This window comes from Sorangium sp. So ce124 (assembly GCF_051525235.1).
GTDB classification, from domain to species: domain Bacteria; phylum Myxococcota_A; class Polyangia; order Polyangiales; family Polyangiaceae; genus Sorangium; species Sorangium atrum.
This window is the reverse complement of the sequence record NZ_CP150312.1, coordinates 4,543,006-4,556,880: the sequence shown is the minus strand read 5'-3', so window position 1 is coordinate 4,556,880 and position 13,875 is coordinate 4,543,006. Positions and strand designations below refer to the sequence as shown.

The window sequence follows — 13,875 nt, the reverse complement described above, 5'->3', positions numbered from 1 at the left end:
AGGGTCCAACCGCTGACGTTGTGCCTTTGAGCACCTCGACTTGAGCGTTTTCTTGCCTCCCGTCCGCGCGCCGCTGCCGAAGCGGTGGCGCGCACCGCCGCCGAAGGAGCACGTTCTGATGACCCGTTCCATTCTGTCCGGCCTGCTCGGCCTGCTCAGCGTCGTCGCTATGGCGAGCCTGCCCTCCGCGTGCGAGAGCGGCGGCGTCGGCGACCCGTGTCTGCCTGAAGACGAGTACGATTCGCAGTTCGCTGGCTTCAAGGTGACGGAAGAGAACATCGAATCGCGATCCTTCCAGTGCCAGACGCGCATCTGCCTGGTGAACCACTTCCAGGGGCGCGTGAGCTGCCCGCTCGGCCAGGAGGCGCCTGCGACGTGTAAACCCGGGGAAGGCGGGTGCACCACCTGCGAGGAGTCGGGGACGTACGCGCCCGACTGCGACCCGACGAGGCCGGACGGCGGCAAGAGCCAGTGCCTCAGCGGCAACTGCGACGCCGCTGGCGCCTTCTGTCGCTGCGGCGGCGACACCGACTGCCCCGGCGACGGCTGGAAGTGCGATGACGGCGTCTGCAGGCTGTACCTCTGCCGCGACGGCTTCACCGGCTGCCAGGACCCGACCAAGTCGGCGGCAGAGAACGAGGGCAAAGCCTGCTGCGTGCCGGGGACCGACGACCAGGTCGCGTCGCCCGTGTGCGGCCAGTGCGCCGCCAACTCGAACCGAAACGCGCAGCAGGCGGTGTACTGCTCGTGCCGGTGCGGCGTGGCCGATGGCGAGCCGGACGACCCGAACTTCAACTTCTGCGAGTGCCCGCAGGGCTTCACCTGCTCGGAGATCCGCCCGAACGTCGGCCTCGGGGACCCGAACATCACCGGCAAGTACTGCATCAAGCAGAACACGCAGTTCGAGAACGAGGGGGCCTGCGGCGACGTGCAGGGCCGCGCCAACTCGGACCAGTGCGAAGGCTTCTAGGCGTCGGGTGACCGGCCGTCGCGGCTCGCGCAGCTCTCCGCCGACGACGGCCGATCTGGCCGGAACCTCCCTCTCCCTCCCTCCCAGCGACGATTCGGGCTCACATGACGGCCGGCCGCCCGGGCGCGCCGTGACGCGCAGCGCACGGCCGGCTCCGGCGAAGAGCCGGCCGGCGATCGGGCCCGCTGCCGACGCGCGGCGAGCGCTGGGCGCGCGCGCGGAGGACGCGGTGGTCGCTCACCTCGCCGCGCAGGGCGTGGAGATCATCGCGCGCAACGCGCGGGTGGGGCGGCTGGAGATCGACGTGGTCGCGCGCGACGGCCCTGTCATCGTGATCATCGAGGTGCGGACACGCGGCGCCGGCTCGTACGTCCGCGCCCTCGACAGCATCGACGCGAGCAAGCGCGCCCGCGTGCGGCGAGCGGGCGAGCGGCTCTGGCGCGCCACGTTCTCGCGCGTGCGCGGCGTGGAGCGGATGCGCTTCGACGCCGCATCCGTGACGTTCCTCCCGAGCGGCGAAGCGACCGTCGAGATCATCAAGGCCGCCTTTTAGCGCGGCCTGAACTCTTCTTATTTTTGGCTTGATCTCGGGAGGGATTCGGACAGCGCGTGCGTCGATCGACCGCGCGCGGGCTCGATCACGCGTCGAGCTGCTCCTGCATCTCGCTGCGGAGGCGCTTCAGCTGGGAGAGGCCCTCGGGGTCGATCTCGAGCGTCCCCTTCTCGGCGCGCGCCCCTGCCTCGAGCTTCTCGAGGACCGCATCCATCTTGGCGATCTTGCCCTGCTGGCGCGCCCTGAGGTCCTCGACCATCTTCTCGAACGCCTCGAAGAAGTGCTGGAGCTCGTCGCCCTTCCGGAGCTTCTCGCGCACGACCAGCTTGCCCTCGCCGACCTGACGGAGCAGCCGCTTCATCTTGAAGATCGGCCCGGCGATCTTGTGCGTGAAGACGATGCCCGCGATGCCGACGCCGAGGACGAGCAGCGACAGGAGCGCCACGATGAGTCGTAGCAACATCTGCTGGTTGTTCGCGACGTCGGCGGCCTGCCGCTCGAGCGCCTCCGCCCGCTGCTGCAGCGTGGCCGCGTCGCGCTCGAGCCGCGACTGCTCGTCCTTGAGCTTGTTCTCGTCGCGCTGCGCCGCCTCGCCGAACGTCTTCGCGAGCTCGGGATCGTCCTTGTACTCCTTCGCGATGTTCATCGCGACGACCTCGCTGACCCGACGGCTCTGGACGAGCACCTCCTGGCCGCGCTTGACCGTCTCCTGCCCCTGACGGACGGTCTCTTGTCCCTGCTGCACGGCGCTGCGGCTCTGCTCGATGATCTTCGAGCTCGCGTTCCAGAGGAGGATCCCGAGCGCCACGGAGAGCGCAAGGCTGATCCCCACGAGGAACCCCGTGTACTTCAGCTGGAAGTTCTGGTCGATCAGGTAGTTCCGCGCGCTCCGCTGGTAGCGCGCTCTGACCTCCGGCGCGGAGGTCTGCGGGGCCGTGCTGGAAGCGTCGCTCATGGGATCCTCGGAGCTGGCTGGAGATGACAAGGGTCGTGAGGCACTGGAGAAGCCAAATTCGAGCAACGAAGGTGCGTCACAACGAGGCGACGACCTTGTGGAAGGTCTCGACCGCGTTCTCGACGCACATCTTCATCAGGATGTTCTCGCTCTGGACGTCTTTCTTCGGGGTGCCGCTCTGCGTGAGCTTCGGCGCGAACTCACCCTGGAGCGACTTGGACGGATAGGTCCACATGCTGACGCGGACCACCTGGGTGAGGTTGCCGCCCTGGTACACGGCGGGCTCGACCGTGGCGAGGAGATAGAAGCCCTTCAGCTTCTTGCCGTTCAGAATCTTCTTGCCTTGCGCCACCGTCTCGCCCTTGGGGGCGACCGCGTAGCCGGCCTTCGCGAGGATCTTCGACTGGATCGCTGCGCGCACGAGCGGCTCGATCTCGGACTCTGGGCGGCCGCTCTTGTTCGTGATCTCGATGGCCACGTAGTACTTCGTGTCCGCGCCCGGAGGCGGCGGCGCAGCCGAGCCGCCGCTGCCACCGCCGCCGGCGGACAGCGCCGCGATCGACTTCTGCATCTGCGACTTGACGGCCGGCGTCTGCTCGCGCCCCTCGGCGCGCTCCAGGCACGCGAGCCCCGCGGGCTTGCCGAGCTTGCCGAGCGCCGCGGCCGCCGCGACCTTGACGGACGCGTTGCTGTCCGTGAGAGCATCGCAGAGCGGCCTCGTGGCGGCGTCGTCTCCCGACGCGCCGAGCGCGAGCGCCGCCTGCGTGCGGACGCGATAGTCCTCGTTGGTCCTGAGCTGGTCGGCGAGGTAGCTCGTGCGCTGATCCGCGTAGAGCCTCGTGGGTATCAGCGAGAGTACAAGCGTCACAACCAGCAACACGAGCACTGAAAAGGGCCGACGCATTCCACGTCCGACGATACACGAGCGCATCGCCGCCGTGGCGATCGGATCAGCCGGTCTACACCCGAAATTTGGTGCGCACACGCTCGCACTTTTGCCTTGCATTCGCTCGCTCCTCGCTGCGACCAGACTGGACGGTTTGACGCGGCCTGCCCGCGGCGCTTCAACGCGTGAAACATGTTGGGCTCACGGCGAACACGGCTTCATCATCCGCTTATCTACCCACCCGCTGCCGCCATCGACCCGACGCGCTGCCGCGAGCTCGCGTGCACGTCCGCTCACGTCCGCTTACGTCCGCGCTCGCCGCTTGCTCGCTCGCTCGCGCCGCAGGCGGCGGGCGAGCGCGAGCTCGGCATGGCTTCGGATCGGCTTCCCCTTGCCCATGCCGTGTCCGCGTGACGGATAATGCGCGACCATGACGAGGAGCTCGCCGGAGGCCTTCGGGAGATGCGCGCACTGAGACGATGCCTGCCGTTGGCGCTCCTCGCGGCCACGGCGCTCGCGGCGGCGCCCGCGGCGCACGCGCAGACGCAAGGTGCGCCGCTCCGCATCCATGTGCGAGGAAGCGCGCAGATCGAGGCGGTCGCATGGACCGAGCCCGACGGGTTCGTCGTGCGCGGAAGCGTCGTCGACGATGCGCGGAGCGCGATCGCGGAGGCGCCGCTCTCCATCGATGCGCTCACGAGCGCCGGCGCGCCTGCGGTCCTGCCGGCGGTGGATGGGTGCGCAGCCGACGGCGCGGCGCGCGCCCGCGAGCCCCGCCCCTCGCAAGGCGGCTACGTGATCGCGACAGACGAGCGCGGCGGGTTCTGCCTCCGCGGGCGCGCGCCGCTCGCGGACGCGACGCTGCGCATCCGGTTCGCAGGAGGAAAGCTCTACGACGCGGCCGAGGCGAAGATCCCGATCGAGGCACACGCGGCCCCGCTCGCGCCGGTGATCCTCCGGTTCGATCCGCCGGTGGACGCGATCGATCTCGATCGCCCGACGGTCAACGTCGCCGTGGCGCTCCGGCTCGATCGCAGCGGCGCGCGCGGCTTCGCGAGCGGCGCGCCGTTCGAGCGCGACCGGCTCCCGGTCGTGCTCGAGGACGAGCGCGGCGCGCGGCTCGCCGAGGCGCCGACCGGCGGCGACGGCCGCGCGCGCTTCGAGCTCCCGACCGAGCGCCTCGACGGCGCCGGCCAGGGCGTGCTGCGCGCGCGCTTCGATGGAACCGCCACGCTCGCGAAGGCGAGCGTCAGCCAGGGCGTCGTCCGGTACGCGCAGGTCACGCTCGATCTGTCGCATCCCGTCGAGCCGGCGCGCGCGGAGGACGGCGTGTCGATCGACGTCGAGGTGCGCTCGTCCCGTGGCCCGGTCGAGGGCGGCGTCGTCGAGGCGCTGCGCGCGGGTGAGCCCGTCGGAGCGGCGACCGTGACCGGCGGCAAGGCGCGGGTGATCGCCGCGTTCACCGCCGAGCGAGCGGGTACGGTCCCGATCTCGCTCCGCTACGTGCCCGCCTCTCCATGGTGGATCCCCGGCGCGGAGCTCGCGATCGACGTGCCCGTAGCGGGCCCCGGGGCGTGGCGACAGATCGCGCTCGGCGCCGCCGTCCTCGCCATCGCGGGCTGGGTGCTCGGCGGCTGGCGGCGGGCGCCGAAGCGCGCCGCGGCGACGCGCGCGGGCGACGAGCGGCCCGTCGCGCCGCCCGGCCGCGCCGGCGTGCGTGTCATGGGACCGCTCGAGGGCGCGACCGGCTGGCGTGGCGCCGTCGCCGACGCGCACGACGGCACGCCCATCGCGCGCGCCGAGCTCGTGATCGTCGTGCCCGCCTTCGACGGCAGCGGCGTCATCGCCCGCGCGCTGACCGACGACGTCGGCGAGTTCTCGATCGAGGCGCCGTACAGGAGCGACGCGAGGCTCGTGGTCCGCGCGCCGATGCACAGCAGCCATGAGCAGGCGCTCCCGTCGCCGAGCAAGCTGGGCATCGCGCTCGTCACGCGGCGCCGCGCCGTCCTCGACCGCCTCGTCCGCTGGGCGCGGCGCCAGGGAGCTCCCTTCGAGGGGCCGCCCGAGCCGACGCCCGGGCACGTGCGCCGCGCGGCGAGCAGGGTTCAGCAGCGCGAGGTCGAGCTCTGGGCGAGCCGGATCGAGCACGCCGCCTTCGGCCCCGATCCCGTCGACGAGCGGATCGAGCAGGACCTCGGGGCGTCGGAGCCCAAGCCGGGCGCCTCGCCGCTCGCCCCGTGAGCCAGGCGCACGGGGGCCCGCGCAGCGCCGGCCCCGCCGCCGCGTCGATCTGCCGTTTCGCTGGCCGGATCGCGCCCCCGCGCGACCGCACGTTGACGTATGGGGTGCGTCCCATATAGTCGGCTCCCTCGCCGGAGAACGCCAACGTGGAAATCGCCCTAATTATCGTCGGCCTCGTCGTGGTGGCGGCGATCGTCTACTTCGTCACGAAGAAGGCGCCGCCACCGGAGATCGCAGCGCCCCCCGAACCGAAGAAGCTCCAGGAGAAGGCGAAGCAGCCCTCCGAGAAGCCGGCGGACAAGCCGACCGAGAAGCCGCGTGCCCCGAAGAAGCCTCCGGCGGAGGAAGCTCCTCCCGCGAAGGCGAAGGAGCCCGCGCCGCAGGAGGAGCCGCCCGCGGCGGTGCCCGCCCCCGTCGAGGCGCCCGTCGCGCCGCCGGCCGCCATCGAGCCGGCGGCGCCGGAGCCCGCCGTCGCGGAGGCGCCCGTCGCGCCCGCGATCGAGGCGCCGGCCGCCAAGCCGGCCGCCAGGCCGGCGCGGGAGACCGCGCCTCCGGCCGCGCGCAAGCGAGACATCGAGGGGCTCCGCAAAGGCCTCACGAAGGTGCGGGAGAGCGAGGGCTTCTTCGGCCGGCTCAAGGCGCTGTTCGCCGGCAAGAAGGAGATCGATCCCAACGTCGTCGAGCAGATCGAAGAGGTGCTGCTCACCTCGGACGTCGGCGTGAAGACGACAGAGCTCCTCCTCGACGAGATCCGGTCGGCGCTCAGCAGGAACGAGCTCGCCGACACCGACAAGGTCTGGGACGCGCTGCGCGAGCACGCGAAGCGGATCCTGCGCGTCGGCGCCGGCGGCGGGCTGCCGCTGAAGGCGCAGCCCACCGTGGTGATGGTGGTCGGCGTGAACGGCGTGGGAAAGACGACCACGATCGGCAAGCTCGCGACGCAGCTCAAGGCCGAAGGCCGGACGGTGGTGCTCGCCGCGGGCGACACGTTCCGGGCGGCGGCGGTGCAGCAGCTCAACGTCTGGGGCAAGCGCGTCGGCTGCGAGGTCGTGCGCGGCAAGGACGGCGCGAACCCCGGCGCGGTGATCTTCGACGCGATCCAGAAGGCGAAGGACACCGGCGCCGACGTGGTGCTCGCCGACACCGCCGGCAGGCTGCACACGAAGACGAACCTCATGGAGGAGCTGTCCCGGGTCGCGCGCACCATGAACAAGGCGCTCGAGGGGGCGCCTCACGAGACGCTGCTCGTGCTCGACGCCACGAACGGCCAGAACGCCATGCAGCAGGCCGCGCTCTTCAAGGAGGCGCTGCCCATCACCGGCATCGTGCTGACGAAGCTCGACGGCACCGCCAAGGGCGGCGTCATCCTCGGCATCTGCGCCGAGCATGGGCTGCCCGTCCGGTACGTCGGCATCGGCGAGCGCGCGGAAGACCTCCGCGAGTTCGAGCCCGACGAGTTCGTCGAGGCGATGCTTGGCCGCGCCAGCGGCTCCGAAGACGCGGCCGCCTGACGCGCCCCGCGGCGTGAGCGCCGGCGGCGCTCGATCTCTCCTCACCACCCAATCGCGCGGCTCGACACCGGTCCAACCAACGGGCGATGGCTCCGATGTCTCAGCACGCCGCGCCTCTGCCGCTGAACCCGTCAGGCGTCACGATCGTCGCGCCCTCGGCGCAAGCACACCGGCGATCCGAGCCCGCGGTGATTGTGCAGCGAGTCTGCCGCTCGCCGCGAATCCACCCGGCGCGCCCCCTCTGCGACGCCGCCGGTCGTCCGTGGCAAAAGGATTTGGTTGTTGATCCTTTTATTTTCGGCGTGATATAGTCCGTCGGGCTTGGCGGTTGACCGAATTATTTAATGAATTCGAGTAGTTAGGAAGCTGTACTACCTGGGCGATCGATCGCTCGCATCGCACGGACTTTGGAAGGGATGGCGATGAACCAGGCTCGCGTGGGGCTTCTCGTTGCGGCTGCGCTGGTCGCGGTGCCGCTTACGGCGTCGGCTCAGCCAAAAGGGCAACCCAAGGAAATCAACCTCGACGAGCCAGAGACTCCTGCCGAGGGCACGGAGCCGGTGGAGGCGCCCGCTGCCCCGACCGAGGGCGGCGAAGAGACGGGGCTTGGGGACATCTGTAAGATCGACCCGACGGCGTGTCCCACGATCAATTTGGAGAAGGAGGCCGCGAAGGATCTCAAGAACGAGACCTACGCGGTGCAGCAGATCTACGCGCTGCGCTACCACCGCTTCGAGGTGAACCCGTACTTCGGGCTGACGATGAACGACCAGTTCGTCGGCCACAACGGGCCGGGGCTCGCGGTCAACTGGTACCTCACCAACGTCCTCGCGATCGGGGTCAACGGCAACTGGTACGGTGCGCTCAACACGCCGTCGGACTTCAACTTCCAGACGAGCAGGGCGGCGCGTATCGGCGAGCCGATCACCGAGTATCAGTGGAACGCGAATGCGAACTTCACGTACGTCCCCGCGTACGGCAAGTTCGCCGGGTTCAGCGACTTCATCTTCCACTACGACTTCTTCGTGCTGGGCGGTGTCGGCGCGATCTCGACGAGGCCGATGGCCGTCGTCGACCCCGACAACCGCACCTTCGACTGGAAGCCGAAGCTCTCCTTCCACGTCGGCGGTGGCCTCCGCATCTTCTTCAACCGCTGGTTTGCGGCGATGTTCGAGGTCAGCGACTACATCTTCTTCGACGAGCTCGAGAACCCCAGCGTCGCGGCGAACCCTCAGGACAAGAGCACCTGGCTCGCCGAGGGGAAGAGCTTCACCAACAACGTACAGGCGCAGGTCGGATTGTCGGTCTTCCTGCCGTTCTCCTGGGAATACCGGCTGCCGAAGTGAAGACTTTGGACGTGGGGACGCGCGGACGCCGAGCGCGAGACATAGGATGATTCAGCCAAAGACGGGGACAGGCATGATGCGTCGATTCGTCCAAAGCCTCTGCACCGTGGTGGCAGGGCTTACCGGCTGTGCACTTCTGATGACGGCTGCGCCCGCGGAGGCGCAGGAGATCCAGCTCACGGGCCCTCTGGCCGGCGCGCCGGCCGTGCGGCAGCTCCGGCTCCACCGTGCCGGGCGGTTCGAGGTGGCTCCAGGCGCATCGTTCACTCTGCTGGACGAGTACCGGCGGACGATCATGCCGGGCCTGCGCCTCACCTACCACTTCACGGACTGGCTCGGCTTCGGCGCCTGGGGCGGGTACGGGTTTCAGTACAACGCCGGGTTGACGGACGAGCTCCAGCGCGTCGCGATCGACGGGCGTAACTGCGATGCCCAACCGTTCACGAAGGCGTGCCAGTTGACCAGGGTCAACCTGACCAAGGGCGACCTTACGAAGGATCAGCTCGGACAGATCCAGTGGGTCGCAGCGCCCCAGGTCACGGTCGTTCCCTTCCGCGGAAAGCTGGCGCTGTTCGCCGAGCTCTTCGTTGATACCGACGTGAGCTTCTTCGCGGGAGCCGCGGCGATCGGCGTGAAGGAGCGCAAGGAGTGCGGCACGACCAACCAGAACGCCTGCGCGGAGACCTTCGGACTCGAGAGCCGCATGGCCTTCGCGCCGACGTTCGGCCTCGGCTGGAACTTCTACCCGTCGGACTTCATCGGCTTCGGCGCGGAGTGGCGCGCCCTGCCGTTCGCATGGAATACTTCGGGCTTCGACAACCACGGGCTCGGAACGGACGAGGCGTTCCCCGACCGCAAGGTGGACGACAAGGACCGCGAATTCCACTTCACGAGCATGGTCACCGTGAGCCTGAGTATTCAGTTCCCCACCGGCATCAAGACGACGGAGTAGACGGCTGCGCCGGCTCGCGGTGACCGAGCCGGTTCGCCCGGGGTAGCTCAGGCGGGAAGCACCCTCTGCCGCGAGCCACTCTAGCGGGGCGCCGATTCATGTGATACGGGCTCAGCCGCTAGGCAGGCGCGTGAGGCGGGCGAGAGCACGCTGCAGCGAGCCGAACGACGCGGATGAGCCCGTAGCGCACGAAGATGCGCCCCGCTATAGATCCGGTGACGATCGCCGGGTAGCTCGGACCGGGCGGCGGGGACAGCCACCAGAGGTCAGCGTTGGGTATTTTCGATTTTCTCCGCAAAAGCAATCCCCCTTCCGGGGGCGTCCCCTCCGACAAGAAGGTGGCCGGGCCTGCGAAGGTCGTCGCGGACAAGCGCGCTCAGACGTACGACCGCCTCGACGCCATCCAGTCGCTCGCCGCGATGAAGAGCGCGGATGCGGCGGCGGCGCTCCTCAGGCGCTTCACGTTCTCGATCGACCCCTCCATCACGGATCAAGAGGAGAAGGATCTGGCTTTCCGGGGGATCGTCGATGCGGGCAAGGACGCGGTGCCGGCCGTTGTCGAGTTCTGCATCAAGGCCGAGGCGCTCACCTGGCCGCTCAAGATCCTGCGGGCGCTGCTCGACGACGCCGAGTACCGGACCGAGCTCGTCCAGCTGCTCGACCGCCTCGACACGGAGTATGCGCGCAACGTCGAGCCGAAGCAGCAGCTCATCATGGCGCTGGGCGACATCAAGGGCGACGACGTGCGGGTGGCGGTCGAGCGGTTCCTGGACGACGTCAACGAGACGGTCAGGTTCCACGCCGTGCAGACCATCTTCTCCCAGGGCGATGAGGCGAGCGTGCCAGCGCTGGTGAAGATGCTCGCGACCGAGGAGTCGGTCCGGGTGAAGAACAAGGTCGCCGAGGGGCTGATGACCCGGGGCTGGACGGTGCCGGCCGAGCTGCGGAGCAGCGCGAGCCAGGCGCTCCAGGACTCGAACGGCTTCAGCGTGGGCTCGGACGGCAAGCTCCGGAAGGGCGCTGGATACAGCTGACCCGGCGCGCATCGTGACAAACCCGTTCGTCCTGCGATCGGGTTGACAGCATCACCGCGTGTGGACGAAACTCCACGCCATGCTTGTTCAGCCCTCGGCGGCAGCTGAGAGCGAAGCCGCGCAGACCGGCCCGCACAAGACGAAAGCGAGCGCCATCCGTGATTGAGCATCTCTCATGGATGGCGGAGCTTCCGTCGCGACGTCGTCCGCGGCACGCCAGCGACGCACGCCCTGGCACGCTCGTGGGGAGCGCCCGTCGCGTCCCCCTCTGTCGCCTCCCCCTCCCTCACCTCCCCCTGTCACGCGCGCTGGCCGTGGCGTGCTTGCTGCCTTGCGCGCTCGTCCCGCGCACCGCAGCCGCGGCCGACTTCGAGGTCGAGTCGACGACCGGCGTCCAGGCCTACGAGGTCGCGAGCCCCTGGGGCGACACGAACATCGAACGGAGGCGGCTCCTTCAGACGCTGGGGCTCGCCGTCTACAACCTCCAGGGCGACTCTGCCCCAGGCGAGGCCGACTACTCCGCGACCGTGCGGCTCCGGCTCGACGCGGACTTCGGGATCAATGGCCACCTCGACGGCGCGCAGCGGGGCGGCGAGACCGACTACAGCATCGATGGCGGCTCGCGCTACATCCCGGGGCTGCGCGAGGCGCCCATCGATCTGATGTACGCGTACGTCGAAGGGCGGAACGTCGCCGGCGGGTGGCTCGGCTTCCGGGTCGGCCGTCAGTACGTGAGCGACGTGCTCGGGTGGTGGTCGTTCGACGGCGCGCTCCTCCGGGTGACGACACCGTACTACGTTCAACTCGAGGCGTACGGCGGGCTCGAGCAGCGCGGCGGCCTGCCGCTCTCCACATCGCGCTTCGAGCAGCAGGGGATCTGGCGCGGCAGCCACCGGGGATTCGGCGATGACCGGACTCAGCCCGGGAGTGCAGCCGATTTCCCGTCGTATCAGGAGTCCGATCTGGCGCCAGCGTTCGGCGTCGCGCTCGAGAGCGCGGGTCCGAGCTTCGTCCACGGTCGCCTGACCTACCGCCGCGTTTACAACCTGGGGACCTCTGTCACCCAGCAGTTCCCGGATCCGGGCGGAGGCGTCCGGACGTCCGATGCGTCGCGCATCTCGCAGGATCGGCTCGGGTACGCCGCCAACATCAACAAGCCGGATCTCGGCGGCCTCAAGGGCGGAGTGACCTACGACTTCTACAACCAGCTCGTCGGCTCGTTTTACGGCGGCCTGGAGGTGTACGCCGGGAGCCGCGTCACGCTGGGGGCGGACGTCGACTACTTCGTTCCGACGTTCGACGCTGACTCGATCTGGAACTGGTTCACCCACGATCCCATCACCACGATCACGGGACGGGCGGCGGTGGACGTCACCCGCGAGATCGATGTCGCGGCGTGGGGCGGCACGCGGATGTGGATCGCCGAAGGCAACCCGGAGGAGTTCGGCGCCGGCCAGTGTGAGGCGGTGAATCGACCAGGCTGCGTCGGCGCGACGTCGCTCGATCCGAATGACGGCGCGCTCCGCGACTACGCGCGCGACGAGAAGAACCGCGCCGCGACGATCTCGACCGACGTGCTCGCGAACCTCGCGGGACGCTACCGCACGCGCACGACGTCGGTCGAGCTCCGCGGGATGCTGCAGACGGGGGAGCGCGGGCGCCGGACGGGGGCCGATCTCTCGGGAGAGAAGCGGCTGAGCGGGCAGCGCTACGCGCTCGGAGCACGGATGTCGCTGTACGACTGGGAGGATCCGCTCAGGCCAGACCGGGGCGCGACGTCGTTCGGATATGTCCTCGGGGCTGGGTATCGGCCGGGCGAGGTCGCGGATTTCAAGATCGAGTGGGAGCACGACATGAACCGGCTGGTGGGCCAGCGCTTCCGGGTCGTCGGCCTCGTGAACCTGCGGGTGGCGCCGTGAGCGAGGATCGCATGGAAGCAAGACAGGACGGCCGGCGCCGCGCTCGGCGAGACGAGGCGAGGGTCGTCCCTGGATGGGTCGCGATCGTCGCGTGCCTGGGCGCGCTGGCGCTCGCGATCGTGGGCCCCGAGGCGGCTGCCCAGCCGAAGCCGCCGGCGGCAGCAGGCGACGACAGCGCCGAGGCGGCCGATGGCGACGCGGACGAAGGCGACGCCGAGGGAGAGGCGCCTGCGAAGGCGCCGCACGGCGGGTACACGTCGGGCCTCCACCCGATGCCCGCCGACGCGGAGGTGCCCCTGGCGTGGATGCCTCCCGGGACGAGCGCGACCCCGGTCCCGAGCGACGAGATCTATCCCCCGCAGACGCTGACGATCCGCTTCAACCACAAGAAGCACGTCAAGGGGCTCAAGCAGACGTGCAAGTCGTGCCACGGCGCGGCCTACACGAGCGGCGCGGTGACGGACCGGCTGCTGCCGAAGCCGAGCGAGACTTGCGACAACTGTCATGATGTCGATCACTCCGACCTCACCCAGGTGAAGGCGGGGACGAACGAGAACGGACAGTGTGCGTACTGCCATATCGGGGAGAACGCTGGCAGCGACGGAAAGGTGGCGCCGCTCGTGCTGCCGCACGCGAACCTCCGCTTCCCTCACGCGAAGCACGTGAGCCGGAACATCAAGTGCAGCCAGTGCCACGGCCGCGTCGATCGGATCGAGCTCGCTACCCGGGACCAACTGCCGCGCATGGCCGGCTGCTTCACGTGCCACAACATGAGCGGCGCGGCCCAGGGTGAGGCGAAGAGCGACTGCGACGTCTGCCACGTGACGCGCCCCGACGGGCGGCTCGTGACGGCGTTCGCCACGGGCGATCTGCTGCCGCCCGCGTGGCTGCACAACGCGGGGCACACGCCCGACTGGCTCGAGCGGCACAAGCAGATCGCCGCGAACGACAGCGCCTTCTGCGGGTCATGCCACAGCGCGAACTACTGCACCGACTGCCACGACGGGAAGATCCGTCCGCGCAACGTCCACCCGAACGACTTCCTCTCGATGCACCCGCAAGCGGCCCGGCAGGACAATCCTCGCTGCGTGAGCTGCCATCAGGAGCAGACGTTCTGTGCGGACTGTCACCGGCGGACGGGCGTGGCGCGCGACGCGCCGAGCGCAGCGCGGCCCACGGGGCGCCGCTTCCATCCCCCGCCGGCGGAGTGGACCACAGCGCCGCGCGGCGCGAAGCATCACGCCTGGGAAGCAGAGCGAAACCTGAATGCGTGCGTTTCCTGCCACACCGAGCGGGACTGCGCGACCTGCCACGCGACGCGCGGGGCGTCAGGCGGGCAAGGGCTGAACCCGCACCCGCTCGGGTTCGAGAGCAAGTGCAAGACGGCGTTCTCCCGGAACCCGCGTCCGTGCCTGGTGTGCCATCAGTCGAGCGACAGGTTCGTGCAGCGGTGCCAATGAAAAGTCAAAATCCGTCAGTATATTCCTTGCCCTGGCCTTCCAGCGACG

Annotated in this window: 11 protein-coding genes; 9 read left to right on the top strand and 2 right to left on the bottom strand. The window is 69.5% G+C overall.

All coding sequences use genetic code 11. From position 1 onward, the window contains the following. Positions 1–118 precede the first annotated feature (118 nt). Both WMF19_RS17220 and WMF19_RS17215 read left to right on the top strand, forming a co-directional pair. Positions 119–970 carry a hypothetical protein gene (locus WMF19_RS17220; RefSeq protein ID WP_437900103.1) on the top strand — a complete coding sequence of 284 codons (852 nt, stop codon included), beginning with the start codon at positions 119–121 and terminating at the stop codon, positions 968–970. A gap of 229 nt (positions 971–1,199) precedes the next feature. Beyond that, positions 1,200–1,523 (top strand): YraN family protein, encoded by a 324-nt coding sequence (locus WMF19_RS17215; protein ID WP_272098131.1) that lies wholly within the window; start codon positions 1,200–1,202, stop codon positions 1,521–1,523. 85 nt (positions 1,524–1,608) lie between these two features. On the opposite strand, the gene WMF19_RS17210 is transcribed toward WMF19_RS17215, so the two are convergent. Next, positions 1,609–2,478, bottom strand: a complete 870-nt coding sequence (locus WMF19_RS17210; protein ID WP_437329680.1) for a HAMP domain-containing protein — start codon at positions 2,476–2,478, stop codon at positions 1,609–1,611. A gap of 76 nt (positions 2,479–2,554) precedes the next feature. Next, positions 2,555–3,358, bottom strand: coding sequence for a HEAT repeat domain-containing protein (locus tag WMF19_RS17205; protein WP_437900102.1), 804 nt, complete (start codon positions 3,356–3,358; stop codon positions 2,555–2,557). Positions 3,359–3,853: 495 nt separating this feature from the next. On the opposite strand from WMF19_RS17205, the gene WMF19_RS17200 reads away from it, so the two are divergent. The 7 genes from WMF19_RS17200 to WMF19_RS17170 all read left to right on the top strand — a co-directional run bounded on the left by WMF19_RS17200 (position 3,854) and on the right by WMF19_RS17170 (position 13,827). After that, entirely contained in the window at positions 3,854–5,605 is a 1,752-nt protein-coding gene (locus WMF19_RS17200) for a carboxypeptidase regulatory-like domain-containing protein (protein ID WP_437900101.1), read from the top strand. A gap of 146 nt (positions 5,606–5,751) precedes the next feature. Further along, positions 5,752–7,116: a signal recognition particle-docking protein FtsY gene (gene ftsY, locus WMF19_RS17195; protein ID WP_437900100.1), complete on the top strand. Its 1,365-nt coding sequence runs from the start codon at positions 5,752–5,754 to the stop codon at positions 7,114–7,116. A gap of 437 nt (positions 7,117–7,553) precedes the next feature. Next, positions 7,554–8,462: an outer membrane beta-barrel domain-containing protein gene (locus tag WMF19_RS17190; protein ID WP_437900099.1), complete on the top strand. Its 909-nt coding sequence runs from the start codon at positions 7,554–7,556 to the stop codon at positions 8,460–8,462. A gap of 139 nt (positions 8,463–8,601) precedes the next feature. Next, on the top strand, positions 8,602–9,414 hold the full coding sequence (locus tag WMF19_RS17185; RefSeq protein ID WP_272098125.1) for a hypothetical protein: 813 nt from the start codon (positions 8,602–8,604) through the stop codon (positions 9,412–9,414). 272 nt (positions 9,415–9,686) lie between these two features. Next, positions 9,687–10,448, top strand: coding sequence for a HEAT repeat domain-containing protein (locus WMF19_RS17180; RefSeq protein ID WP_437900098.1), 762 nt, complete (start codon positions 9,687–9,689; stop codon positions 10,446–10,448). A gap of 314 nt (positions 10,449–10,762) precedes the next feature. Beyond that, positions 10,763–12,367, top strand: a complete 1,605-nt coding sequence (locus tag WMF19_RS17175; RefSeq protein WP_437900097.1) for a hypothetical protein — start codon at positions 10,763–10,765, stop codon at positions 12,365–12,367. Between the two features lie 11 nt (positions 12,368–12,378). Next, entirely contained in the window at positions 12,379–13,827 is a 1,449-nt protein-coding gene (locus tag WMF19_RS17170) for a cytochrome c3 family protein (protein ID WP_437900096.1), read from the top strand. Positions 13,828–13,875: the final 48 nt, after the last annotated feature.